At 71.6% G+C, this 21728-nt stretch carries 21 protein-coding genes; 12 read left to right on the top strand and 9 right to left on the bottom strand.

Annotation, left to right across the window (positions count from 1 at the left end; translation table 11 throughout):
• Window positions 1-28: 28 nt before the first annotated feature.
• The gene (locus PKE85_RS10835; RefSeq protein WP_271204753.1) at window positions 29-1186 is read right to left on the bottom strand and encodes a type III PLP-dependent enzyme; all 1158 of its coding nucleotides are present in this window, start codon (window positions 1184-1186) and stop codon (window positions 29-31) included.
• A gap of 654 nt (window positions 1187-1840) precedes the next feature.
• Here PKE85_RS10835 and PKE85_RS10830 point away from each other — a divergent pair.
• The gene (locus PKE85_RS10830; protein WP_271204752.1) at window positions 1841-3421 is read left to right on the top strand and encodes an OpgD/OpgG family glucan biosynthesis protein; all 1581 of its coding nucleotides are present in this window, start codon (window positions 1841-1843) and stop codon (window positions 3419-3421) included.
• Between the two features lie 24 nt (window positions 3422-3445).
• Here PKE85_RS10830 and gmk read toward each other — a convergent pair whose 3' ends face one another.
• From gmk to fabD, 7 genes are all read right to left on the bottom strand, one after another.
• Window positions 3446-4114: a guanylate kinase gene (gene gmk / locus PKE85_RS10825; protein WP_271204751.1), complete on the bottom strand. Its 669-nt coding sequence runs from the start codon at window positions 4112-4114 to the stop codon at window positions 3446-3448.
• A 5-nt stretch (window positions 4115-4119) separates the two neighbouring features.
• Window positions 4120-5010, bottom strand: a complete 891-nt coding sequence (locus PKE85_RS10820) for a YicC/YloC family endoribonuclease (protein WP_271204750.1) — start codon at window positions 5008-5010, stop codon at window positions 4120-4122.
• Between the two features lie 91 nt (window positions 5011-5101).
• Window positions 5102-6373 carry an endolytic transglycosylase MltG gene (gene mltG, locus PKE85_RS10815; RefSeq protein ID WP_271204749.1) on the bottom strand — a complete coding sequence of 424 codons (1272 nt, stop codon included), beginning with the start codon at window positions 6371-6373 and terminating at the stop codon, window positions 5102-5104.
• Window positions 6374-6479: 106 nt separating this feature from the next.
• On the bottom strand, window positions 6480-7745 hold the full coding sequence (fabF, locus tag PKE85_RS10810) for a beta-ketoacyl-ACP synthase II (RefSeq protein ID WP_271204748.1): 1266 nt from the start codon (window positions 7743-7745) through the stop codon (window positions 6480-6482).
• A 63-nt stretch (window positions 7746-7808) separates the two neighbouring features.
• Complete coding sequence (locus PKE85_RS10805) at window positions 7809-8051, bottom strand: acyl carrier protein (protein WP_271204747.1); 243 nt, start codon at window positions 8049-8051, stop codon at window positions 7809-7811.
• 250 nt (window positions 8052-8301) lie between these two features.
• A complete protein-coding gene (fabG, locus tag PKE85_RS10800) occupies window positions 8302-9039 on the bottom strand; it encodes a 3-oxoacyl-[acyl-carrier-protein] reductase (protein ID WP_271204746.1) in 738 nt (245 codons plus the stop codon).
• Between the two features lie 24 nt (window positions 9040-9063).
• Window positions 9064-10023 (bottom strand): ACP S-malonyltransferase, encoded by a 960-nt coding sequence (gene fabD, locus PKE85_RS10795; protein WP_271204745.1) that lies wholly within the window; start codon window positions 10021-10023, stop codon window positions 9064-9066.
• 154 nt (window positions 10024-10177) lie between these two features.
• Between fabD and PKE85_RS10790 the strand changes: the two genes are divergently transcribed.
• The 8 genes from PKE85_RS10790 to der all read left to right on the top strand — a co-directional run bounded on the left by PKE85_RS10790 (window position 10178) and on the right by der (window position 17655).
• Complete coding sequence (locus tag PKE85_RS10790) at window positions 10178-10597, top strand: carboxymuconolactone decarboxylase family protein (RefSeq protein WP_271204744.1); 420 nt, start codon at window positions 10178-10180, stop codon at window positions 10595-10597.
• Window positions 10598-10733: 136 nt separating this feature from the next.
• Window positions 10734-12161 carry a DNA repair protein RadA gene (radA, locus tag PKE85_RS10785; RefSeq protein WP_271204743.1) on the top strand — a complete coding sequence of 476 codons (1428 nt, stop codon included), beginning with the start codon at window positions 10734-10736 and terminating at the stop codon, window positions 12159-12161.
• Window positions 12162-12234: 73 nt separating this feature from the next.
• Window positions 12235-12900: a CvpA family protein gene (locus PKE85_RS10780; protein WP_271204742.1), complete on the top strand. Its 666-nt coding sequence runs from the start codon at window positions 12235-12237 to the stop codon at window positions 12898-12900.
• A 79-nt stretch (window positions 12901-12979) separates the two neighbouring features.
• Window positions 12980-14473 (top strand): amidophosphoribosyltransferase, encoded by a 1494-nt coding sequence (gene purF / locus PKE85_RS10775; RefSeq protein WP_271204741.1) that lies wholly within the window; start codon window positions 12980-12982, stop codon window positions 14471-14473.
• An 81-nt stretch (window positions 14474-14554) separates the two neighbouring features.
• Complete coding sequence (locus PKE85_RS10770) at window positions 14555-15127, top strand: NnrU family protein (protein ID WP_271204740.1); 573 nt, start codon at window positions 14555-14557, stop codon at window positions 15125-15127.
• Window positions 15128-15267: 140 nt separating this feature from the next.
• Complete coding sequence (locus PKE85_RS10765) at window positions 15268-15933, top strand: tetratricopeptide repeat protein (RefSeq protein ID WP_271204739.1); 666 nt, start codon at window positions 15268-15270, stop codon at window positions 15931-15933.
• A 47-nt stretch (window positions 15934-15980) separates the two neighbouring features.
• Window positions 15981-16202, top strand: a complete 222-nt coding sequence (locus PKE85_RS10760) for a hypothetical protein (RefSeq protein ID WP_271204738.1) — start codon at window positions 15981-15983, stop codon at window positions 16200-16202.
• A gap of 109 nt (window positions 16203-16311) precedes the next feature.
• Entirely contained in the window at window positions 16312-17655 is a 1344-nt protein-coding gene (der, locus tag PKE85_RS10755) for a ribosome biogenesis GTPase Der (protein ID WP_271204993.1), read from the top strand.
• Between the two features lie 221 nt (window positions 17656-17876).
• Here der and PKE85_RS10750 read toward each other — a convergent pair whose 3' ends face one another.
• The gene (locus PKE85_RS10750; RefSeq protein ID WP_271204737.1) at window positions 17877-18626 is read right to left on the bottom strand and encodes an SDR family NAD(P)-dependent oxidoreductase; all 750 of its coding nucleotides are present in this window, start codon (window positions 18624-18626) and stop codon (window positions 17877-17879) included.
• Between the two features lie 183 nt (window positions 18627-18809).
• On the opposite strand from PKE85_RS10750, the gene purL reads away from it, so the two are divergent.
• The 3 genes from purL to grxD are packed head-to-tail and all read left to right on the top strand — an operon-like array spanning window position 18810 to window position 21674.
• A complete protein-coding gene (gene purL, locus PKE85_RS10745) occupies window positions 18810-21032 on the top strand; it encodes a phosphoribosylformylglycinamidine synthase subunit PurL (protein ID WP_271204736.1) in 2223 nt (740 codons plus the stop codon).
• 37 nt (window positions 21033-21069) lie between these two features.
• A complete protein-coding gene (locus PKE85_RS10740) occupies window positions 21070-21309 on the top strand; it encodes a BolA family protein (protein ID WP_271204735.1) in 240 nt (79 codons plus the stop codon).
• Window positions 21310-21341: 32 nt separating this feature from the next.
• A complete protein-coding gene (grxD, locus tag PKE85_RS10735; protein ID WP_271204734.1) occupies window positions 21342-21674 on the top strand; it encodes a Grx4 family monothiol glutaredoxin in 333 nt (110 codons plus the stop codon).
• Window positions 21675-21728 lie beyond the last annotated feature (54 nt).

The following is a 21728-nucleotide window of genomic DNA, read 5'->3' as shown; positions in this document are numbered from 1 at the left end:
CTGAAGGGTTAGACGACCTTTTAAGGGGTCAGATGACGACGGAGGCGAGAGGCGCGAAGCCGTTGAAGGCGACCGCCGCGTAAGTGGTGGTGTAGGCGCCGGCGGCCTCGATCAGCACCTTGTCGCCGATCTCCAGGCTCACGGGCAGCGCGTAGGGCGCCTTCTCGTACATCACGTCCGCCGAATCGCAGGTCGGGCCGGCGAGCACGCAAGGAGCGACGGCGTCGCCGTCGCGGCCGGTGCGGATCGGGTAGCGGATGGCCTCGTCCATGGTCTCGGCCAGGCCGCCGAACTTGCCGATGTCCAGATAGACCCAGCGCAGCTCGTCCGCGGCGTCCGACTTCTTCGACACCAGCACCACCTCGGCCTCGATCACGCCGGCGTTGCCGACCATGCCGCGGCCCGGCTCGATGATGGTCTCGGGGATCTGGTTGCCGAAATGGGCGCGCAGGCCCTCGAAGATCGACTCGCCGTAAGCCTCGACCGCCGGGATGTCCTTGAGGTAGCGGGTGGGAAAGCCGCCGCCCAGGTTCACCATGGAGAGCGTGATGCCGCGCTCGGCGCAGTCGCGGAAGATCGCGGCCGCGGAGGCGAGCGCGCCGTCCCAGGCGCCGACGTTGTTCTGCTGCGAACCCACGTGGAACGACACGCCATAGGCGGTCAGGCCGTTGCGGTGGGCGTGCTCCAGCACGTCGGCGGCCATCTCGGGGACGCAGCCGAACTTGCGGGACAGCGGCCACTCGGCGCCGGCGCCGTCGGCGAGGATGCGGCAGAACACGCGGGCGCCGGGGGCCTGACGGGCCACCTTCTCCACCTCGGCGCGGCAGTCCACCGCGAACAGGCCGACGCCGCGCTGGTGAGCGGCGGCCACGTCGCGCTCCTTCTTGATGGTGTTGCCGAAGGAGATGCGGTCCGGGGTCACGCCGGTGGCGAGCGCCATGTCGATCTCGACCACGGAGGCGCAGTCGAAGCACGAGCCCATGTCGGCGAGCAGCTGCAGGATCTCCGGCGCCGGATTGGCCTTCACCGCGTAGAACACGCGGGTGTCCGGCAGCGCGCGGGCGATCTTGGCGAAGTTGTCGCGCACGATCTCGCTGTCCACGACCAGGATCGGCTGGTCGGAGTTCTTCTCCGCGAGGAAGCGGCGGATGCGGTCGTTCTCAAGAGCGGCGAGGTGCGAGGCCATGGCGTGTCCCAACGAAGTCTCAAGGTGTGAGCGTGTGAGACGCCGGTCGCCCGCGGCGCGCGTTGGAGACGCGCCGGCGGACGTTGTCAACGTCTCATGGCCGGAAGCCTTGCGGCTTGAGGCCGTTCGAAAACGCCGTAGTCACGACGACCGCGAGGCGGAGGACATCCGTCTGCGACAGGTCGGCGCCACGCTTGGGACTTGGGGAAACCCTGAGACCCACGCGCCCGGCAAGGAAGTAGTCGCCTCTTCAGTGACCCCGGCCTTTGGAGAGCCGGCAGAGACCAAAAAAGCCCTCTACGTCGTTGCTTCACGTCGCGTCCGCCGTCGGAGAGACGACTTAGAGCCGGTTGGGATTTCCGGCCATCGGGCTGCCCGGCGGGGAGTTCCCGCCGCCCGACACACGACACAGGCACGCGTTCATTGGGCGAGCGATGAGATAGGGGCGATCCCTGTCGCATGCAACAGGAAATTCGGCCTCCGCCGCAGGTTTTTTCTTAATGAATTCCAAATGACTGCCGCAGGCGCTCAGCTTGCGGGAGCGAAGGCGGGCCGCTACTCCTTGATCGGCGCCGTTCGCAGGCGCCGCGACGTCCCGTCCACCGCTCCGGCGGGACGGCGCCGCCCCTCTTCCGCCTCCCGACACGAGACCCGATGACCGATTTCGCCCATCGCCCCTTCTCGCGCCGCGACGCGCTGCTTCTCGGCGGCTCCGCCTGCGCTTTCGCCGCCTCCGTCCCGGCCTTCGCCCAGCAGCCGAGCCCCGCTCCCGCCTTCGCCTATGAGGACGTGGTGCGCCGCGCCCGGGATCTGGCGCGCGAGCCCTATGACGACCGGGCGCCCGAGCTGCCGGAGAGCCTGCGCAACCTCACCTTCGACCAGTACCGGGACATCCGTTTCCGCCCGGACCGGGCGCTGCTCGCCACCGCCGGCGGGCCGTTCCGGATGCAGTTCTTCCATCCGGGCTTCCTCTACCGGCGCCCCGTGGTGGTGAACGTGGTGCGCGACGGCATCGCCACCCCCGCGCCCTACTCCGCCGCCCTGTTCGACTACGGCGCCAACAGGTTCGACCGGCCGCTGCCGGTGGACCTGGGCTTCGCCGGCTTCCGGCTGCACTACCCGCTCAACGATCCGCGGGTGTTCGACGAACTGATCTCCTTCGTGGGCGCGAGCTATTTCCGGGTGCTCGGCCGCAACCAGGTCTACGGCATCTCCGCGCGGGGCGTCGCGGTGGACACCGGGCTGCCGACCCCGGAGGAGTTCCCGGACTTTCGCGAGTTCTGGGTGGAGATGCCCGGCGCCAACGCCGACCGGGCGGTGATCCACGCGCTGCTGGACGGCCCGTCCATCGTCGGCGCCTACCGTTTCGTGGTCTATCCGGACGTGGACACCACGGTGGACGTGACCGCGACGCTGATCGCCCGCAAGCCCATCGCCAAGCTCGGGATCGCGCCGCTCACCTCCATGTTCTTCTACGGCGAGAACCAGCGCCGCCATTACAGCGACTTCCGCCCCGAACTGCACGATTCCGACGGCCTGCTAGTGCAGACCAGCGGCGGCGAATGGGTGTGGCGCCCGCTGCGCAACCCGAAGACGCCCCAGACCACCGCGCTGTGGGACGCCAACCCCCGCGGCTTCGGCCTGATGCAGCGCGACCGGCTGTTCGAGCATTACCAGGACCTCGACCTCGCCTATCAGCTCCGCCCGAGCTACTGGGTGGAGCCGCGCGAGGGCTGGGGCGCGGGCCGGATCGAGCTGATCGAACTGCCCACCGACGACGAGACCAACGACAACGTCGTCGCCTTCTGGACCCCCACCGACCCGCTGCCCGTGGGCCAGGAGAAGGTGTTCGGATACCGGCTGAAGTCGCTGTCCTCGGACGGCAAGATGCATCCGGGCGGCCGGGCGGTGAACACCTATCCCACCCGCGCGGCGGCGCTGGGCTCGGCGGAGCCCGTGCCTCCGGGGGCCCAGCGCTTCATCATCGACTTCGCCGGCGGCGACCTGCCCTACTACCTGAACGACCCGTCGCGGGTGCAGGTGGTGCCTTCGGCCTCCACCGGCGGCATCCGCGGGGCCTTCGTGACGCCGAACCCGAAGATCGGCGGCTTCCGGGTCGGCATCGACGTGCAGGCCGACGGCGCCAGGCCCATGGAGCTGCGCGCCTTCCTGAAGGCGGGCGAGCGGGCGCTGACCGAGACGTGGGCCTTCACCTACGCGCCGGAGAACGGCTGACGCCAAGCTGCGTCCGGGGGCGGCTCAGTCCCCGGACAACGCGCCGATCAGGCTGGCGGCGAAGGCGTTGAGGCCGGGCTGGCGCACGCGCTTCAGGCGCTCCGCCTGCAGGATGGCGCGCACTTCGTTCAGGCAGCGCTCGAAGTCGTCGTTGATCACCACGTAGTCGTAGTCGGTCCCGCGCTCGATCTCGACCGCGGCGTTGCGCAGCCGGCGCTTGATGTCCTCCGGCGTGTTCTCCGCCCGCCGCTCCAGCCGCGCCTTCAGCTCCGGCACCGAGGGCGGCAGGATGAACACGGTGGCGACGTCGTCCGGCATGGCGTTGCGCACCTGCAGCGTGCCCTGCCAGTCGATGTCGAACAGCACGTCGCGGCCTTCCTCCAGCGCGCGGACCACCGGCTCCTTGGGCGTGCCGTAGGAGTTGCCGTGCACCTCGGCGTGCTCCAGCAGTTCGCCCGCGTCGCGCAGCACGTCGAAGTCGCGCTGCTTCAGGAAGCGGTAATGCACGCCGTCGGCCTCGCTCGGCCGCTTGGCGCGGGTGGTGGCGGAGATCGACAGCGTGATCTGGTCGTCGGTGTCCAGCAGCGCGCGGGTGAGCGTGGATTTGCCCGCGCCGGAGGGCGAGGACAGGATCAGCAGCACGCCGCGGCGCGGATGCTCGGCCACCAGCTCGGCGGCGGATTGGGGGGCCATGGCCGTCACTCCACGTTCTGGACCTGCTCGCGGAACTGCTCCACCACGGCCTTGAGCTCCAGCCCGATGGCGGTGAGGCTGCGGTCGTTGGACTTGGCCGACAGCGTGTTGGATTCGCGCCCGAACTCCTGCGCCAGGAAATCGAGCCGCCGGCCCACGGGACCGCCCTCGGCGATCAGCGCCCGCGCCGCCTCCACATGGGCGGCGAGCCGGTCCAGCTCCTCGCGCACGTCGGCGCGGGCGGCGAGCAGCGCCGCCTCCTGGTGCAGCCGGTCGGGATCGAGCTGGGGAGACGCCCCGAGCAGCGCCGCCACCTGCTCCGCGAGCCTGGCCCGGATCGCTTCCGGACGGCGGGCGGGACAGGCGTCCGCTTGCGCGGCGAGCGCGGCGATGGTCGCCAGCCGCTCGCCCAGCACCGCGGCCAGCGCCGCGCCTTCCGCGGCGCGCATGGCCGAAAGCGCGTCGAGCGCCCTTCCGAAATCGGCGAGCGCCGCGGCGTCGAGGGCGGCCCGCTGCTCGGGCGTCTCCTGCGTCTCCACCACCTCCACCACGCCGCGCTGGGCGAGCAGGCCGTCGACGCTCGGCGGCGCGATCTCGGGCGCGCGGGCGCGGATGGCGGCGGCGGCCGCCAGCACCGCGGCGAGCGCCGCCTCGTTGACCCGCACCTCGGTCGGACGCGCCGCGCGCTCCAGCGCCAGCGACGCGTGCAGCGTGCCCCGATGCAGCCTGGCGGCGGCGAGCGCGCGGGCCTGCGGCTCCAGCGCGTCGAAGCCCGGCGGGGTGCGCAGGCGCAGGTCCAGCCCCTTGGCGTTGACGCTGCGGATCTCCCAGGTCCAGCGCACATCCCCGACGCCGCCCGCGACGCGGGCGAAGCCTGTCATGCTGGCGATGGCCATGGGATCGTCTCCGTCTCGGGCGGCGCGCTGTGCGTCCGGCTTGTGGACCGGCGGTCCGCGCCCCGTCAATCGCCGCAGCGCGGCCGCGGCGTCATCGCCGGGGACGGACCGGCTGCTGCGGCGCCGAGGAGGCCGGCGCGGAGGTGGAGGTGGGCGGGTCCGAATCGGCTCCGCCTTCGGGCTCGGGCGTGGCCTCGTCCGGCGCGACCCGATCGGCCGCGGCGCCGCGGGCGCGCTCCACCTGCCGCCAGCGCTGGACGTTGCGGTTGTGCTCGGCGAGCGTCTTGCCGAAGGCGTGGCCGCCGCTGCCGTCGGCGACGAAATAGAGTTCGCCGGTCTTGGGCGGCCGGGCGGCGGCCTCCAGCGCGGCGCGGCCGGGGTTGGCGATCGGTCCCGCCGGCAGGCCGTTGATCACATAGGTGTTGTACGCGGTGCGCGACTGGATGTCGGAGCGCGTCAGGCTGCGGCCCAGCGTGCCGCGGCCGCCCACGAGCCCGTAGACGATGGTGGGATCGGACTGCAGCCGCATGCCCTTGTTGAGCCGGTTCACGAACACCGCCGCCACGCGGCCGCGCTCCTCGGCGATCCCGGTCTCCTTCTCCACCAGCGAGGCCAGCGTCACCAGATCGTCCGGCGACTTCACCGGCACGGAGGGGTCGCGCTTGCGCCAGATCTCGTCCAGCGCGGCCTTCTGGGCGGCCCGCATGCGGGCGATCACCTGCTCCCGAGGCGTGCCGCGCATGACGCGGTAGGTCTCCGGCAGCAGCGAGCCCTCCGGCGGCGCCTCGCGCACGTCGCCGGTCAGCACCGCGACGTCGCGCAGACGTTCCACCACCTGCTGGCTCGTCAGGCCCTCGGGCACGGTGACGGCGTGCTCGATCGCCTTGCCGGAGATCAGGATCTCCATCGCCTCGCGCATGGAGACATGGGCCGGGAAGGCGTATTCGCCGTAGCGCAGACTGCCGCCATAAAGCCGCACGCCCGCCTCGAACACCTTGGGATGGTCCAGCACGCCGGCGCGGGCGAGGGTCTCGGCGATCTCGCCGACGCCCCGGTTGAGCGGGATCACGACCGCGGTTTCCTGCTCCAGCGGGCCGGGACCGTCGAACAGCGCCTTGCCGTAGTAGATCGCGCCGCCGAGGCCAAGCGCCGCCAGCGTGAGGAAGGTGAACAGGCCGCTGAGATAGCCCACCAGCGCGCCATGCCGGACACGGCGGCGCACAGGCCGCGGCGGCGGCGGCGGCGGCGTGTCCGGACCGCCGGCCTCGGCGCCGCGCGGCGCGCGGCGGTCGGACGTCTGGGACGCGGCCCGGTTTGGCGCGGCGTCGGAGGATGGGGCGGGCGGCGTAGGATCGGCGCTCAAGCTCGACGCTCCTCCTGAACGGGCGGATGGCAGGCGGGAAGACCGCCGGCGCGTGATGTCGGCGCCGGCAGTCTAGTCGTCATTGTGGCGAAAGCCGTTCGCCGCCTCACGCCTCGAGGCGGCGGAACACCAGCGAGGCGTTGGTGCCGCCGAACCCGAAGGAGTTCGACAGCGCCACGTCGATCGTCATCGGCTTGGCCTTGAGCGGCGTGAGGTCGATCTCGGTCTCCACGGAGGGATTCTCGAGATTGAGCGTCGGCGGGGCCACCTGATCGCGGATGGCGAGCAGGGAGAAGATCGCCTCGACCGCGCCGGCCGCTCCGAGCAGATGCCCGATGGCCGACTTGGTGGAGGACATGGTGACGCCTCCCGCCGCGTCGCCCAGCAGGCGCGTGACGGCCCCGAGCTCGATCTCGTCGCCGAGCGGCGTCGAGGTGCCGTGGGCGTTGACGTAGTCGACCGCGGAGGGCTCGATGCCCGCGCGCTTCAGCGCCGCCTTCATGCAGCGGAACGCGCCGTCGCCGTCCATGGACGGCGCGGTGATGTGGAAGGCGTCGCCCGAGAGGCCGTAGCCGATCACTTCGCCGTAGATCTTCGCGCCGCGCGCCCTGGCGTGCTCGTACTCCTCGAGCACCACCACGCCCGCGCCCTCGCCCATCACGAAGCCGTCGCGGTCCTTGTCGTAAGGCCGCGAGCCGCGGGTGGGCTCGTCGTTGAAGCAGGTGGAGAGCGCCTTGCAGGCCGCGAAGCCCGCGACCGCAAGACGGCAGACCGGCGACTCCGTGCCGCCGGCCACCATCACGTCGGCGTCGCCGAGGGCGATCAGCCGGGCGGCGTCGCCGATGGCGTGCGCGCCGGTGGAGCAGGCCGTCACCACCGCGTGGTTCGGGCCCTTGAGCCCGTGCCGGATGGAGACGTGTCCGCTCGCCAGATTGATCAGCCGGCCGGGGATGAAGAACGGCGACAGGCGGCGGGGGCCCTTGTCGCGCAGCGTGTGCGACGCCTCTTCGATGCCCTGCAGGCCGCCGATGCCGGAGCCGATCAGCACGCCGGCGGCGTAGCGGTCGTCCTCCGTCTTCGGCGTCCAGCCGCTATCCGCCAGAGCCTGGTCGGCGGCCGCCATGGCGAAGACGATGAAGTCGTCGACCTTGCGCTGCTCCTTGGGCTCCATCCAGTCGTCGGCGTTGAAGGTCCCGTCGGACCCGTCGCCGCGCGGGATGACGCCGGCGATGCGCGCCGGAAGATCGTCGACCTGGAAGGTCTCGATCTTCCGGAGACCGCTCTCGCCGGCGATGAGCCGCCGCCAAACCGTCTCGACGCCGCTTCCCAGCGGCGTCACCAGCCCGAGGCCCGTGACGACGACGCGCCTCATCGCGCGGCTCGCCGGAACCGAGTTCCGTCCTGCATCATGCCCGCCGTGTCGATGCGGCGCAGATCAAGCCTGCGCGGCGTTCTTCTCAAGGAACTTGGTGGCGTCGCCGACCGTGAGGATGGTCTCGGCCGCGTCGTCCGGAATCTCGACGCCGAACTCTTCTTCGAACGCCATGACCAGCTCGACGGTGTCGAGGCTGTCCGCGCCGAGGTCGTCGATGAAGCTCGCGTTCTCGGTGACCTTCTCGGCGTCCACGCCGAGATGCTCGACCACGATCTTCTTCACGCGTTCGGCAATGTCGCTCATCTAGGTGTTCCTTCGGTGGTTCTGCTTCGGAAGATCGCCTCGGTGGAGAAATCCCGGCCCGTGTTGGTTTGGGCAGGCCGCGATTCTTCCGAGAGGGCTTTTTGAAGGCGGAAGACGGTTCCGGCAACGACTTTCTAACGCTTCGTCGGCTCGCCGCGCGGCGGGACCCCTGCTCCGTCTCCGTTTCTGGGCCGGGCGTCTGGTATCATGTCGCGGCGCCCGGCGCCAGTCGCGCCAAGAGGGTCTCGCCTCAGACCATGGCGATGCCGCCGTTCACCTGGAGCGTGTGGCCGGTGACATAGGCCGCCTCGTCGCTGGCCAGATAGACCGCCGCGGCGGCCACCTCCGCGCCCTGGCCGAAGCGGCCGAGCGGGATGTGGGCCAGCGAGGCTTCCTTCTGCTTCTCGTTCAGCGCGTCGGTCATCGGGCTTTCGATGAAACCGGGCGCGATGCAGTTCACGGTGATGCCCCGGCTCGCCACCTCGGCCGCCAGCGACTTGGACATGCCGATCAGCCCGGCCTTGGAGGCGGCGTAGTTGCCCTGCCCCGGATTGCCGGTGACGCCCACCACCGAGGTGATGCCGATGAGGCGGCCGCGGCGGCGCTTCATCATGCCCTTCAGCGCCGCCCGGTAGAGCCGGAAGCCCGCCGTCAGGTTCACCTGGATCACGTCCGCCCATTCCTCGTCCTTCATGCGCAGGAACAGGTTGTCGCGGGTGATGCCGGCGTTGTGGACGAGGACGTCCAGGCCGCCCAGCGCCGCCTCCGCCTGTCCCGGCAGGGCGTCGACGCTCGCCGCGTCCTTCAGGTTCGCGGGCAGGACGTGGACCCGCTCGCCCAGTTCGTCCGCAAGCTGCTGAAGCGCCTCGGCGCGGGTGCCGGAGATGGCGACGGTCGCGCCCTGGCCGTGCAGCGCGCGGGCGATGGCGCCGCCGATGCCGCCCGTGGCGCCGGTGACGAGGGCGGTGCGCCCGGTGAGATCGAACATGCGTTTGTCCCCGATCTGTGCGGTTCAGGCGTCGCCGGCGAACGCGCCGGCCGCGACGACGCGGGCCACGTCCTCGGGCGTTCCGACCGACTCGCCGGTCGCGCCCTCGGCGTTGCGTTTCACGAGGCCGGCCAGCACCTTGCCGGCGCCCACCTCGACGAAATGGGTCACGCCCGCGCCCGCCATGAAGCCCATGGATTCGCGCCAGCGCACCGCGCCGGTGACCTGCTCCACCAGCCGGGTGCGGATGTCCTCGGGGTCGGTGAGCGGGCTCGCGGTGACGTTGGCGACCAGCGGAGCCTTCGGCGCCTGGAGCTTCACCCCGGCCAGCGCCTCGCGCATGGCCTCGGCCGCCGGCCGCATCAGCGCGCAATGGAACGGCGCGGACACCGGCAGCAGCACCGCCCGCTTGGCGCCCCTCGGCTTCGCCAGCGCGATGGCGCGCTCCACCGCGGCCCTGGCGCCCGAGATCACCACCTGTCCCGGCGCGTTGTCGTTGGCGGCGGCGCAGACGTCGCCCTCGGCCGCCTCGGCCGCGACCGCGCGGGCGGCGTCCAGATCGAGCCCGAGCAGCGCCGCCATGGCGCCCTCGCCCACCGGAACCGCCTTCTGCATCGCCTCGCCGCGGATGCGCAGCAGGCGCGCGGCGTCGGAAATCGACAGCGCGCCGGCGGCGGCGAGCGCCGAATATTCGCCGAGCGAATGGCCGGCCACGAAGGCGGCGTGACGGGCCACGTCGAGCCCGGCCTCGGCCTCCAGCACCCGGATCGCCGCGAGGCTGACCGCCATCAGCGCCGGCTGGGCGTTGGCGGTGAGCGTCAGCTTGTCCTCGGGGCCTTCGAAGATCGTCGCGGACAGGCTCTCGCCCAGCGCCGCGTCCACCTCCTCGAACACGGCGCGGGCCGCGGCGAAGCTGTCGGAAAGCGCGCGGCCCATGCCGACCTGCTGGCTTCCCTGCCCCGGAAAGATCAAGGCGATGCTCACTGCGCGGCTCCCGCTGCTTTGACGTCGCGGCGTGCAAACAGGCCTTTGGGCCATGTGTCAAGCCGAGGACGGGCGCGCAAGCCTCGCCGCGCGGCGCTTGACGGGCGCGCGCCGACGCCGGAACGCTGGCCCGACCACGCCCGGAGGGACGCCCATGACCGACGACGCCGAAAGCCGCCACGACCGGGGACGGCGCACCCTGTCGCGCATCCACGACCGGGTGGGCGAGAGCGTGGTGGCGCAGCTTTCGGACATCGCGCCGGACTTCGCCCGCCATCTGGTGGAGTTCCCGTTCGGCGACGTCTACTCCCGCCCCGGCCTCGACCTGCGCTCCCGCCAGATCGCCACCATCGCGGCCCTCGTCACGCTCGGCCACGCGGAGCGGGAGCTGAAATGGCACATCCGCGGCGGCCTGAACGTGGGCCTCTCCCGCGACGAGATCGTGGAGGTCATCACCCAGATGGCGATCTACGCCGGGTTCCCCGCAGCGGTGAACGCCCTGCTGGTGGCCAAGGAGACGTTCGACGAGATCGCCGCCGCCGCTGAAGAGGAGTCCCGCCAGCAGGACGCGTGAGGGGCGGCGCCCGGCCGCCGAAGAGGCCCCGTTTTCGCCGGCTGGTGGAAAGCGGCCGCGCGATCGTCTACGTCGTCAGGGTCCGTGCGCCTCATGACGCGCTGACCATCGACGCCCTGCTCTCCGACGAACGCCCATGGCCCGCCTGAAACCCACCTTCATCTGTCAGGCCTGCGGCGCGGCGAGTTCGCGCTGGTCGGGCAAGTGCGAAGCCTGCGGCGCGTGGAACTCCATCGTCGAGGAGGCGGCCGCCGCGCCGCTGCCGGGCGGCGCTGGGTCCGGCGTTGCGGCGCGGGCGCTCGGGCGCGGCCGGGTGGTGGCGCTGGAGGGGCTGTCGGGCGCGAGCGACGAGGCCCCCCGTCTCGTCTCGGGGCTTGCGGAGCTCGACCGGGTCACCGGCGGCGGCTTCGTCCACGGCTCGGTGCTGCTGCTGGGCGGCGAGCCCGGCATCGGCAAGTCCACACTGCTGCTGCAGGCCTCGGCCGCGCTGGCGCGGGCCGGCCACCGGGTGGTCTACGTCTCCGGCGAGGAGGCGGCGGCGCAGGTCCGGCTCCGGGCCCAGCGGCTCGGCCTGTCGGAGGCGCCGGTGGCGCTTGCGGCCGAAACCAACGTGGAGGACATCCTCTCCACCCTGAAGGCGGGCGAGCCGCCGCGGCTCGTCATCATCGACTCCATCCAGACGCTGTGGACCGGGCAGGTGGAATCCGCGCCCGGCACCGTGACCCAGGTGCGCGCGGCGGCGCAGGCCATGATCCGCCACGCCAAGACCACCGGCGCCTGCGTGATTCTCGTCGGCCACGTCACCAAGGACGGCCAGATCGCCGGTCCCCGGGTGGTGGAGCACATGGTGGACGCGGTGCTGTCGTTCGAGGGCGATTCGGGCCGCGACTTCCGCATCCTGCGCGCCCAGAAGAACCGCTTCGGCCCCACCGACGAGATCGGCGTGTTCGCCATGACCGGCGACGGGCTGGAGCAGGTGACCAATCCGTCCGCCCTGTTCCTCGGCGACCGCGACCCCGACGCGCCGGGCGCGGCGGTGCTGGCCGGGCTCGAAGGCTCGCGGCCGATCCTGGTGGAGATCCAGGCGCTGGTGGTGCCGTCCACGCTCGGCACGCCGCGCCGCGCGGTGGTGGGCTGGGACGGCGCCCGCCTCGCCATGGTGCTGGCGGTGCTGGAGGCGCGCTGCGGCGTGCGGCTCGGCGGCCACGACGTGCATCTGGCGGTGGCCGGCGGCCTGCGCATCCAGGAGCCGGCGGCGGACCTCGCGGTGGCGGCGGCGCTGGTGTCGTCGCTGCTGAACGCGCCCCTGCCGGTGGACGCGGTGTTCTTCGGCGAGATCAGCCTCACCGGCGCGGTGCGCCCGGTGTCCCATCCGGGGCCGCGGCTTCGGGAGGCCGCCCGGCTCGGCTTCCGGCGGGCGGTGCTGCCGCCGCCCGCGGCGGAGGCCGCGCAGGAGGCCGGCGTCAGGCCGGTGGCCGCCCCCACCCTCGACGCGCTGGTGGCGCGGCTCGCCGCGCGGGCGGAGTCCGCGGGGGCGGCGACAAGCCGCGTGACGGATGAGTGACCGCGCTGTATAGAGACCCCGCGCAAGCGTCCCCTGTCGGGGCGCGCCTGATCTCGAGTTCCCGGCCGCGTAGATGACCATCACCCTTCTCGACGTGATCCTCCTCGCCGTGATGCTGGTGTCGGCGCTGCTCGCCATGGTGCGCGGCTTCACCCGCGAAGTGCTGTCGATCGCCTCCTGGGTGGCGGCGGTGGCGGCCACCGTGCTGCTGTTCGAGCCGGCGCGCGCGCTCGCCCGCCAGCACATCGCGTTCAACCCGCCGCAGATCGCGGACGTGATCGCCGCCGGCGGCATCTTCATCGTCACGCTGCTGATCGTGTCCTTCATCACCATGAAGATCTCGGACGCGATCCTCGACAGCCGCATCGGGCCCATCGACCGCACCCTCGGCTTCGCCTTCGGGGCCGCGCGCGGGCTGTTGCTGGTGGTGGTGGCCTTCCTGTTCTTCACCTGGCTGGTGCCGGAGAAGGGACAGCCGGACTGGTTCCGCACCTCCCAGTCCAAGCCCCTGCTCCAGAGCGCGGGCGACCAGCTTCTGGCGCTGTTGCCGGACGATCCCGAAAGCACCATCTTGCAGAAGCTCAAGCGCCGGGACGGCGCGGCCGGGGACGCCCAGGCGCCCGCCGCCCCTTCCGCGCCGACGCCGGACACCGCGCCTCCCCCGGAGGAGACGCCGAACGCCTCGCCGCAGGAGCGGCAGCAGGGCATTCAGCAACTGCTCGATCGGGACGCCCGGTAGAGCCCTGATTTCGCCGCGCCGACGGATCGGGCGCGGCTGGCGAAAGGGGGCGGCGGCTCTCGCCCCCGGGAGACGGATCATGACGGATGGCTTCTCCGCGCGCCCCGGCGCGCTCGACGTCGTGGAGGACATCTTCGACCCCTACGCCGACCGGCTTCGGGAGGAGTGCGGCGTGTTCGGCGTGTTCGGGCACCCGGAGGCGGCGGCGCTGACCGCGCTCGGCCTGCACGCCCTGCAGCATCGCGGCCAGGAGGCCGCCGGCATCGTCTCCTACGACGGCGACCGGTTCCACGCCGAAAAGCGCCTCGGCCTGGTGGGCGACCACTTCTCCGACGGCAAGATCATCGCCCGCCTGCCCGGCCGCTCCGCCATCGGCCACAACCGCTACTCCACCACCGGCGAGACCATCCTGCGCAACGTCCAGCCGCTGTTCGCGGAGCTGGACGCCGGCGGGCTGGCGGTGGCGCACAACGGCAACCTCACCAACGCCATGACCCTGCGCCGCGAGCTGATCCGCGCCGGCGCCATCTGCCAGTCCACCTCCGACACCGAGGTGATTCTCCACCTCGTGGCCCACAGCCGCCGGCCGCGCATCATCGACCGCTTCGTCAACGCCCTGCGCGAGATCGAAGGCGCCTACGCGCTGGTGGCGCTCTCCACCAAGAAGCTGGTGGGCGCCCGCGATCCGCTCGGCATCCGCCCGCTGATCCTGGGCGAGCTGGACGGCTGCCACATCCTCACCTCCGAGACCTGCGCGCTCGACATCATCGGCGCCAAATACGTGCGCGACATCGAGAACGGCGAAGTGGTGATCATCTCCGAGGACGGCGTGCAGTCGCTGCGCCCGTTCCCGCCGCAGCCCATGCGTCCCTGCGTGTTCGAGTTCGTCTATTTCGCCCGTCCCGACAGCGTGGTGCAGGGCCAGTCGGTCTATGAGGTGCGCAAGCGCATGGGCATGGAGCTCGCCCGCGAAAGCTGCCCCGACGCCGACGTGATCGTGCCGATCCCGGATTCGGGCGTGCCGGCGGCCATCGGCTTCAGCCGCGAGAGCGGGATCCCGTTCGAGCTCGGCATCATCCGCAACCACTATGTGGGCCGCACCTTCATCCAGCCGACCCAGGGCGTGCGCGAGCTCGGCGTGCGCATGAAGCACAGCGCCAACCGCAGCCAGGTGGAGGGCAAGCGGGTCGTGCTGGTGGACGACAGCCTCGTGCGCGGCACCACCTCGCTGAAGATCGTGAAGATGATGCGCGACGCCGGCGCCAAGGAGGTGCATTTCCGCCTCGCCTGCCCGCCGATCATGCACTCCGACTTCTACGGCATCGACACGCCGGAGCGGAACAAGCTGCTCGCCGCCACCCACACGCTGGAGCAGATGCGCGAGTTCATCGGCGCCGACAGCCTGGCCTTCCTGTCGGTGGACGGGCTTTACCGCGCCATGGGCTACGAGGCCCGCGACGCGGCCCATCCCCAGTTCTCCGACCACTGCTTCACCGGCGACTACCCGACCGCGCTCACCGACTATTCCGGCGAAACCCCGCGCCAGCTGTCCCTGATCGCCGAGGCGAGCTGACCCTCGGCCGCGCCCGGCGCCATGGCGCCGGGCGCGGGAGTCCGCTAGTCTGGAATTCCTCCAGACCGATCGGACGCCGCCATGATCACGCTTGTCGCCGGACTTCTGCTGTTCATCGGCGCGCATCTTGTGACCCGCGCCCGGGACGGCCGGGCCCGCCTGATCGCCCGGTTCGGCGAGCCGGGCTACAAGATCGGCTATTCGGTCGTTTCGGCCCTGGCGCTCGCGCTCATGATCTACGGCTATGGCCACGCGCCCTATGTGGCGGTGTGGACGCCGCCCGCCTGGACCCGGCACATCCCCGCCGCGCTGATGCTGCCGGCCTTCATCCTGCTGGTCTCGGCCTATGTTCCGGGGCGCATCCGGGCCGCGGCGAAGCATCCCATGCTGGCGGCGCTGAAGCTCTGGGCCTTCGCCCATCTCGCCGCCAACGGCGATCTCGCCAGCATCCTGCTGTTCGGCGGCCTGCTCGCCTATGGCGTGATCGCCCGCATCCTGATCAAGCGCCGGGAGCGCGCGGAGGGCCGGGCGCCGGTCGCGCCCGGCGACGCGCGCAACGACATCGTGGCGGTGGCGATCGGCGTCGTGCTCTACGGCGTGTTCGGCGCGTTCCTGCATCCGCTCCTGATCGGCGTTCCCGCCTTCGGCTCGTGATGGCGGCGATCATTTAAGGATTTGCCGGGCGCGACCGGCGTCGCTATGGTGCGCGCCTTCGCGACGGCGTCATGGCCGGCGCGGTTTTTACATGGCCTCGATTTCGAGCCCCCACGCGTTCAGGACGTGCGTCACCGCCGATGACCGACATCTTCCACGAAGTTCAGGAAGAGATTCGCCGCGAACGGCTGCAGCGCGTCTGGACCCGTTACGGCTGGCTGATCGTGGCCGTGGTGACGCTCGCCGTGCTCGGCGTCGGCGCCTGGCGGGGCTACGAGTATTACGCCGCACATCAGGCCCAGGCCGCCGGCGACCGCTACCAGGCCGCGGCCCGGCTCGCGACCGAGGGCAAGGACGAGGAGGCGCGCGCCGCCTTCGCCGCCCTCGCCGCCGATGGACCGGCCGGCTACCGCGCCGTGGCCCGCCTGCGCGAGGCGGCGCTGCTGACCGAGAGCGATCCCGCCGCCGCCATCACGGCATATGAGGCGATCGCGAACGATTCGACTCTCGACGGCCTGCTGCGCGACGCCGCCCGGGTGCGCGCCGCCTATGTGGCGGTGGACGCCGCCTCCCGCGACGAGGTGCGCCGGCTGGTGGAGCCGCTCGCGGTGGACAACGGCGGCTGGCGCCACGCCGCCCGCGAGGCGCTCGGCCTCGCCGCCTACAAGGCCGGCGACGTCGCCGACGCCCGCCGCCAGTTCGAGGCGCTGATGTCGGACGACGACACGCCGCAAGGCGCCCGCCAGCGCGCCGAGCTTATGCTCGCCGTCATGCCGCCGCCGGCGGCGGCTGACGGCGCGAAGTGAGGCGCGCAAGCGCCGCAGCCGTCTCGTTCAGGGGGAGACCGCATATCGTGACCGAGCGTTCCAGGATCCTGCTTCGCCTCGCCGTCGTGGCCGCGCTCGGCGCGACCGTGGTCGGCTGCGAATCGCTGTCGAACATGAACCCGTTCGGCGAGAAGGAGACGCCGCTTCCGGGCGAGCGCCGTCCGGTGCCGCAGGTGGCCCCGCCCCCGCCCGAGACCGTGCCGCAGCCGCTGTCGGCGCTGCCGGCCGCCCCGTCGAACTTCGCCTGACGTCGGCTCCAGAGCGGCGGCCGCGTGAGGCGGCCGTTCGCGCGAGCCCAGAGGGCGCCGGGAGGGCGTCGCCGCCGTGACCGAGATTGAGCGCCTCCCCGCAGGCCCCATGCCGCTGATCGCCGTGGTCGGCCGGCCGAACGTGGGCAAGTCCACGCTGTTCAACCGCCTCGTCGGCAAGCGCCTCGCGCTGGTCGACGACCGGCCGGGCGTGACCCGCGACCGCCGGGAGGGCGAAGGCCGCCTCGGCGACCTCACCTTCCGCATCGTGGACACGGCCGGCCTCGAAAGCGCCGCCGACGGCTCGCTCGAGGCGCGCATGCGCCAGCAGACCGAGGCCGCCATCGCCGAGGCGGACGTGGTGCTGTTCGTGATCGACGCCCGCGCCGGCGTCACCGCCGACGACGTGCGCTTCGCCGATCTGGTGCGGCGCGCGTCGAGCCCGGTGATCCTGCTCGCCAACAAGGCGGAAGGTCATGCGGGGCGCGACGGCGCCTACGACGCCTATTCGCTCGGCCTCGGCGATCCCCTGCCCGTCTCCGCCGAGCACGGCGAGGGCCTGGGCGACCTCTACGACGCGCTGCAGCCGTTCTTCCCCGAGCCGTCCGACGAGGATGAGGACGAGGAGACCGGCGAGGGCGCCCCGCTGCGCATCGCCATCGTCGGCCGCCCGAACGCCGGCAAGTCCACGCTGGTGAACCGGCTCGTGGGCGAGGAGCGCATGCTCACCGGCCCCGAGGCCGGCATCACCCGCGATTCGGTCTCGATCGACTGGGAGTGGCGCGGCCGCCGGGTGCGGCTGGTGGACACCGCCGGCCTGCGGCGCAAGGCGCGGGTGATCGACAAGCTGGAGAAGCTGTCGGTCGCCGACGCCATCCGCTCCATCAAGTTCGCGGAAGTGGTGGTCGTGCTGCTGGACGCCACCATCCCGTTCGAGAAGCAGGACCTGTCCATCGCCGATCTGGTGGCCCGCGAGGGCCGCGCGCTGGTGTTCGGCCTGAACAAGTGGGATCTGGTGGAGGATCGCGGCGAGGCCATGAAGCGCCACCGCGAGGCGCTGGACCGGCTGCTGCCGCAGGTGAAGGGCGCCCAGATGGTGGCGCTGTCGGGCCAGACCGGCGAGGGCGTGGACCGGCTGATGACCGCCGTCCAGACCGCGCACGAGGTCTGGAACCGCCGGGTCTCCACCGCCGCGCTCAACCGCTGGCTCGAAGGCGTGCTGGAGCGTCACCCGCCGCCCGCCGTCGCCGGCAAGCGCATCAAGCTGCGCTACGCCACCCAGCCCAAGGCGCGGCCGCCGTTCTTCGTCATCTTCGGCACCCGCACCGAGGAACTGCCGGACTCCTATGTGCGCTACCTGATCAACGGGTTGCGCGAGACCTTCGACATGCCCGGCGCGCCGATCCGGCTGACCTTCCGCACGCCGGACAACCCTTACGACACCAAGGGCTGACGGCCCGTTCGGGACGTCGCGGGCCGTTCAGGACGTCCCGATCTGACCGGGACGCCCCCTCGCGGTCATGCCCGCGCCTTCGCGCGGGTATCCACGACTTCTCGAGCGGAGCGGGAGCTCGACGCGTTCAAGTCGTGGATGCCCGAGACGAGCTCGGGCATGACGAAGGTCTTTACGGCACGCGGTCCCGCCGTGTCCCCGCAGCCTCTCGCGCCCTCGCCTCAGGCCGGAGGCTGGAACGCCAGCAGGCTGTCGGCGGGGAAGTCGTAGAGCTTGCCCGTCTCGGTCCAGGACGGCAGGCACAGCGCCACGATCTTCGGCGCAAGCTCCGCCGGCGTCTTCAGCGTCGCGGCGTCCTCGCCCGGCATGGCGCGGGCGCGCATGGCGGTGCGCAGGGGGCCGGGATTGACCAGCGTCACCCGAACGGCCGTGTTGGTCCGCGTCTCGGCGGCGTAGGAGCGCGCCAGCGCCTCCACCCCGGCCTTGGTCACGGCGTAGGGGCCCCAATAGGCCCGGTCCTTGTGGACGACGCCCGAGGTGAGGAACACCGCCCGTCCGGCGTCGGACGCCCTGAGCAGCGGGTCGAGCGAGCGGATCAGCCGCCAGTTGGCGGTCAGGTTCACCGCCACCGTCTTGTCCCACTCCTTGGGCTCCACATGGCCGAGCGGCGTCAGCGGCCCGAGCTGGCCGGCGTTCGCCACCAGAACGTCGAGCTTGCCGAAGCGCTGGTAAAGCGCCGCGCCCAGCCGGTCGATGGCGTCGAAATCGTCGATGGCGAAGGGCGCGAGCGTGGCGGAGCCGCCCGCGGCCCGGATCTCGTCGTCGAGCTCCTCAAGGCCGCCCTGGGTGCGGGCGGTGGCGACCACATGGGCGCCGGCCCCCGCCAGAGCCTTTGCGACGGCGTAGCCGATCCCGCGGGAGGCGCCGGTGACGACCGCCACGCGGCCGGCGAGAGGAAGCTCCGTGGTCATCGTCGGTCTCGTCCTTGGGCGTGCGGGGTCGAAAGGGCGGCGGACAGGCTTAGCGGATCGCCCGCGGGAGGCAAGCGGCGCGGCTTCCGGGCGCGGCGGGCGCTTCGGGCTGGCGTCTCCGGCCCCGTTGGCGTAGCAAGACCCCACGTCTCCCCTAGGCCCCGATCCTTGCCCCCGAGAGCGATGACCGCACACGAGCCCGCCATCACGCCCGAACTCGTCGCCGCCCACGGCCTGAAGCCCGACGAGTATCAGCGCATCCTCGACCTCATCGGCCGCGAGCCGAGCTTCACCGAGCTCGGCGTGTTCTCGGCCATGTGGAACGAGCATTGCTCTTACAAGTCGTCCAAGATCTGGCTGAAGACGCTGCCGATCTCCGGCCCGCACGTCATTCAGGGCCCCGGCGAGAACGCCGGCGTGGTCGACATCGGCGACGGCGACGCGGTGGTCTTCAAGATGGAGAGCCACAACCACCCGTCCTTCATCGAGCCCTATCAGGGCGCCGCGACCGGCGTCGGCGGCATCCTGCGCGACGTGTTCACCATGGGCGCCCGGCCGGTGGCGGCGCTGAACGCGCTGCGCTTCGGCGATCCGGAGCATCCGCGCACCCGCCATCTGGTCTCGGGCGTGGTGGCCGGCGTCGGCGGCTACGGCAACTCGTTCGGCGTGCCCACGGTCGGCGGCCTCGTGGGCTTCCACACCCGCTACGACGGCAACATCCTGGTCAACGCCATGGCGGTCGGCCTCGCCAAGGCGGACGCCATCTTCTACGCCAAGGCCACCGGCGTCGGCCTGCCCGTGGTCTATCTCGGCTCCAAGACCGGCCGCGACGGCATCCACGGCGCCACCATGGCCTCGGCCGAGTTCGACGACGCTTCCGAGGAGAAGCGCCCCACCGTGCAGGTGGGCGACCCCTTCGCCGAGAAGCTGCTGCTGGAGGCCTGCCTCGAGCTGATGGCCTCAGGCGCCGTGGTGGCGATCCAGGACATGGGCGCGGCGGGGCTGACCTGCTCCGCGGTGGAGATGGGCGCCAAGGGCGATCTCGGCATCCGGCTCGACCTCGAGAACGTGCCGGTGCGCGAAGAGGGCATGACGGCCTACGAGATGATGCTCTCGGAGAGCCAGGAGCGCATGCTGATGGTGCTCCACCCCGAGAAGGAGGACGTGGCCCGCGCCATCTTCACCAAATGGGGGCTCGACTTCGCGGTGGTCGGCCGCACCACCGACGACCTGCGCTTCAAGGTCTATTTCAACGGCGAGCTGAAGGCCGACCTGCCGATCAAGGAGCTCGGCGACGAGGCTCCCGAATACGACCGGCCCCATGTGGAGACGCCGAAGGCCCCGGTCCTCAGCCCGGCGTCCATCGACGCGCCCCTGTCCACCGGCGAGGCGCTGCTGAAGCTGATGGGCTCGGCCGAGCTGTCGTCGCGCCGCTGGGTGTGGGAGCAGTACGACCACATCATCCTCGGCGAGACCGTGCAGAAGCCCGGCGGCGATTCGGCCGTGGTGCGGGTCAACGGCGGCCCCAAGGGTCTGGCGCTCACCGCCGACGTCACCCCGCGCTACTGCGAGGCCGACCCGTTCGAGGGCGGCAAGCAGGCGGTGGCCGAAGCCTGGCGCAACCTGACCGCGGTCGGCGCCCGGCCGCTCGCCGTCACCGACAACCTGAACTTCGGCAACCCCGAGAAGCCCGAGATCATGGGCCAGCTCGTGGGCTGCATCAAAGGCATCGGCGAGGCCTGCCGGGCGCTGGACTTCCCCGTCGTGTCCGGCAACGTCTCGCTCTACAACGAGACGCAGGGGCGCGCGATCCTGCCGACGCCGACCATCGGCGCGGTGGGCGTGATCGACGACGTGGCGAAGAGCGCCACCATCGCGTTCAAGCGCGAGGGCGAAGCCATCCTCGTCCTCGGCGACGCGCAGGGCTGGCTTGGCCGCTCCTGCTGGCTGTGGCTGGTGGCGGGCCGCGAGGAAGGCGCCCCGCCCCCGGTCGATCTGCAGGCCGAGCTGCGCAACGGCGACTTCGTCCGCAGCCTCGTGCTCTCCGGCGCCGCGACCGCGGTCCACGACGTCTCCGACGGCGGCCTGCTGCTGGCGGTGGCCGAGATGGCGCTCGCCGGCCGGGTCGGCGCCACGCTCGAGGACGCGCCCGCCAGCCTGCCGGCCCACGCCTGGTTCTTCGGCGAGGATCAGGCCCGCTACGTGGTGACGGTGGAGGAATCCAAGGCCTCGCTGGTCATCTCGGCCGCGAGCGAGGCGGGCGTGACCGCGACCCGGATCGGAACCACCGGCGGCGACCGATTGATTCCGGGCGGCGAAGCCCCCATCCTTCTGGGCGAACTGCGCGAGGCGCACGACGGCTGGTTCCCGCGCTTCATGGCGGGGCCGGCGGTCGACGCCGACTGAACGCCCGCCGCGACCCGAAAGACGGAGACGAACGCCGATGCCCATGGACGCCCGCGAGATCGAGCAGTTGATCCGCGACGCCCTGCCCGACGCCGAGGTCACGATTCGCGATCTCGCCGGCGACGGGGACCATTACGCGGCCACGGTCGTCTCCGAGAGCTTCCGCGGCAAGAGCCGCGTCCAGCAGCATCAGATCGTGTATCAGGCCCTCAAAGGGCAGATGGGCGGCGCGCTGCACGCGCTCGCCCTTCAGACCAGCGCCCCAGCCGACGCCTGAGCACCCGGATCCGAGAGGTTTTGACGAGACCCATGAGCGCCAAGGACTTCATCCAGAACGCCATCAGCACCCACGACGTGGTGCTGTTCCTGAAGGGCACGCCCCAGTTCCCGCAGTGCGGCTTCTCGGGCCAGGTGGTCCAGATCCTGGACTATCTGGGCGCCCCCTACGGCAGCGTGAACGTGCTGCAGAGCGACGAGCTGCGCCAGGGCATCAAGGAGTTCTCCAACTGGCCGACCATCCCCCAGCTCTACGTCAAGGGCGAGTTCGTGGGCGGCTGCGACATCGTGCGCGAGATGTTCCAGGCCGGCGAGCTGCAGACCCTGCTGACGGAAGCCGGCGTGCCGCTGAAGCAGAGCGCCTGAACCGGCCGCGTCCCCGTCCATCCGCCGCGATCGTTGTGCTCAAGGCCCTGATCG

This window comes from Methylopila jiangsuensis, from assembly GCF_027922305.1.
Taxonomy (GTDB): Bacteria; Pseudomonadota; Alphaproteobacteria; order Rhizobiales; family Methylopilaceae; genus Methylopila; species Methylopila jiangsuensis.
This window is presented reverse-complemented; position numbering and strand designations above follow the sequence as displayed.

Excerpts from the sequence above, each read along its gene's own strand:
- PKE85_RS10835 (WP_271204753.1), bottom strand. The coding sequence starts at position 1,186 with ATGGCCTCGCACCTCGCCGCTCTTGAGAACGACCGCATCCGCCGCTTC.
- PKE85_RS10830 (WP_271204752.1), top strand. The coding sequence starts at position 1,841 with ATGACCGATTTCGCCCATCGCCCCTTCTCGCGCCGCGACGCGCTGCTT.
- gmk (WP_271204751.1), bottom strand. The coding sequence starts at position 4,114 with ATGGCCCCCCAATCCGCCGCCGAGCTGGTGGCCGAGCATCCGCGCCGC.
- PKE85_RS10820 (WP_271204750.1), bottom strand. The coding sequence starts at position 5,010 with ATGGCCATCGCCAGCATGACAGGCTTCGCCCGCGTCGCGGGCGGCGTC.
- fabF (WP_271204748.1), bottom strand. The coding sequence starts at position 7,745 with ATGAGGCGCGTCGTCGTCACGGGCCTCGGGCTGGTGACGCCGCTGGGA.
- PKE85_RS10805 (WP_271204747.1), bottom strand. The coding sequence starts at position 8,051 with ATGAGCGACATTGCCGAACGCGTGAAGAAGATCGTGGTCGAGCATCTC.
- fabG (WP_271204746.1), bottom strand. The coding sequence starts at position 9,039 with ATGTTCGATCTCACCGGGCGCACCGCCCTCGTCACCGGCGCCACGGGC.
- PKE85_RS10790 (WP_271204744.1), top strand. The coding sequence starts at position 10,178 with ATGACCGACGACGCCGAAAGCCGCCACGACCGGGGACGGCGCACCCTG.
- radA (WP_271204743.1), top strand. The coding sequence starts at position 10,734 with ATGGCCCGCCTGAAACCCACCTTCATCTGTCAGGCCTGCGGCGCGGCG.
- PKE85_RS10780 (WP_271204742.1), top strand. The coding sequence starts at position 12,235 with ATGACCATCACCCTTCTCGACGTGATCCTCCTCGCCGTGATGCTGGTG.
- purF (WP_271204741.1), top strand. The coding sequence starts at position 12,980 with ATGACGGATGGCTTCTCCGCGCGCCCCGGCGCGCTCGACGTCGTGGAG.
- PKE85_RS10770 (WP_271204740.1), top strand. The coding sequence starts at position 14,555 with ATGATCACGCTTGTCGCCGGACTTCTGCTGTTCATCGGCGCGCATCTT.
- PKE85_RS10765 (WP_271204739.1), top strand. The coding sequence starts at position 15,268 with ATGACCGACATCTTCCACGAAGTTCAGGAAGAGATTCGCCGCGAACGG.
- der (WP_271204993.1), top strand. The coding sequence starts at position 16,312 with ATGCCGCTGATCGCCGTGGTCGGCCGGCCGAACGTGGGCAAGTCCACG.
- PKE85_RS10750 (WP_271204737.1), bottom strand. The coding sequence starts at position 18,626 with ATGACCACGGAGCTTCCTCTCGCCGGCCGCGTGGCGGTCGTCACCGGC.
- purL (WP_271204736.1), top strand. The coding sequence starts at position 18,810 with ATGACCGCACACGAGCCCGCCATCACGCCCGAACTCGTCGCCGCCCAC.
- PKE85_RS10740 (WP_271204735.1), top strand. The coding sequence starts at position 21,070 with ATGCCCATGGACGCCCGCGAGATCGAGCAGTTGATCCGCGACGCCCTG.
- grxD (WP_271204734.1), top strand. The coding sequence starts at position 21,342 with ATGAGCGCCAAGGACTTCATCCAGAACGCCATCAGCACCCACGACGTG.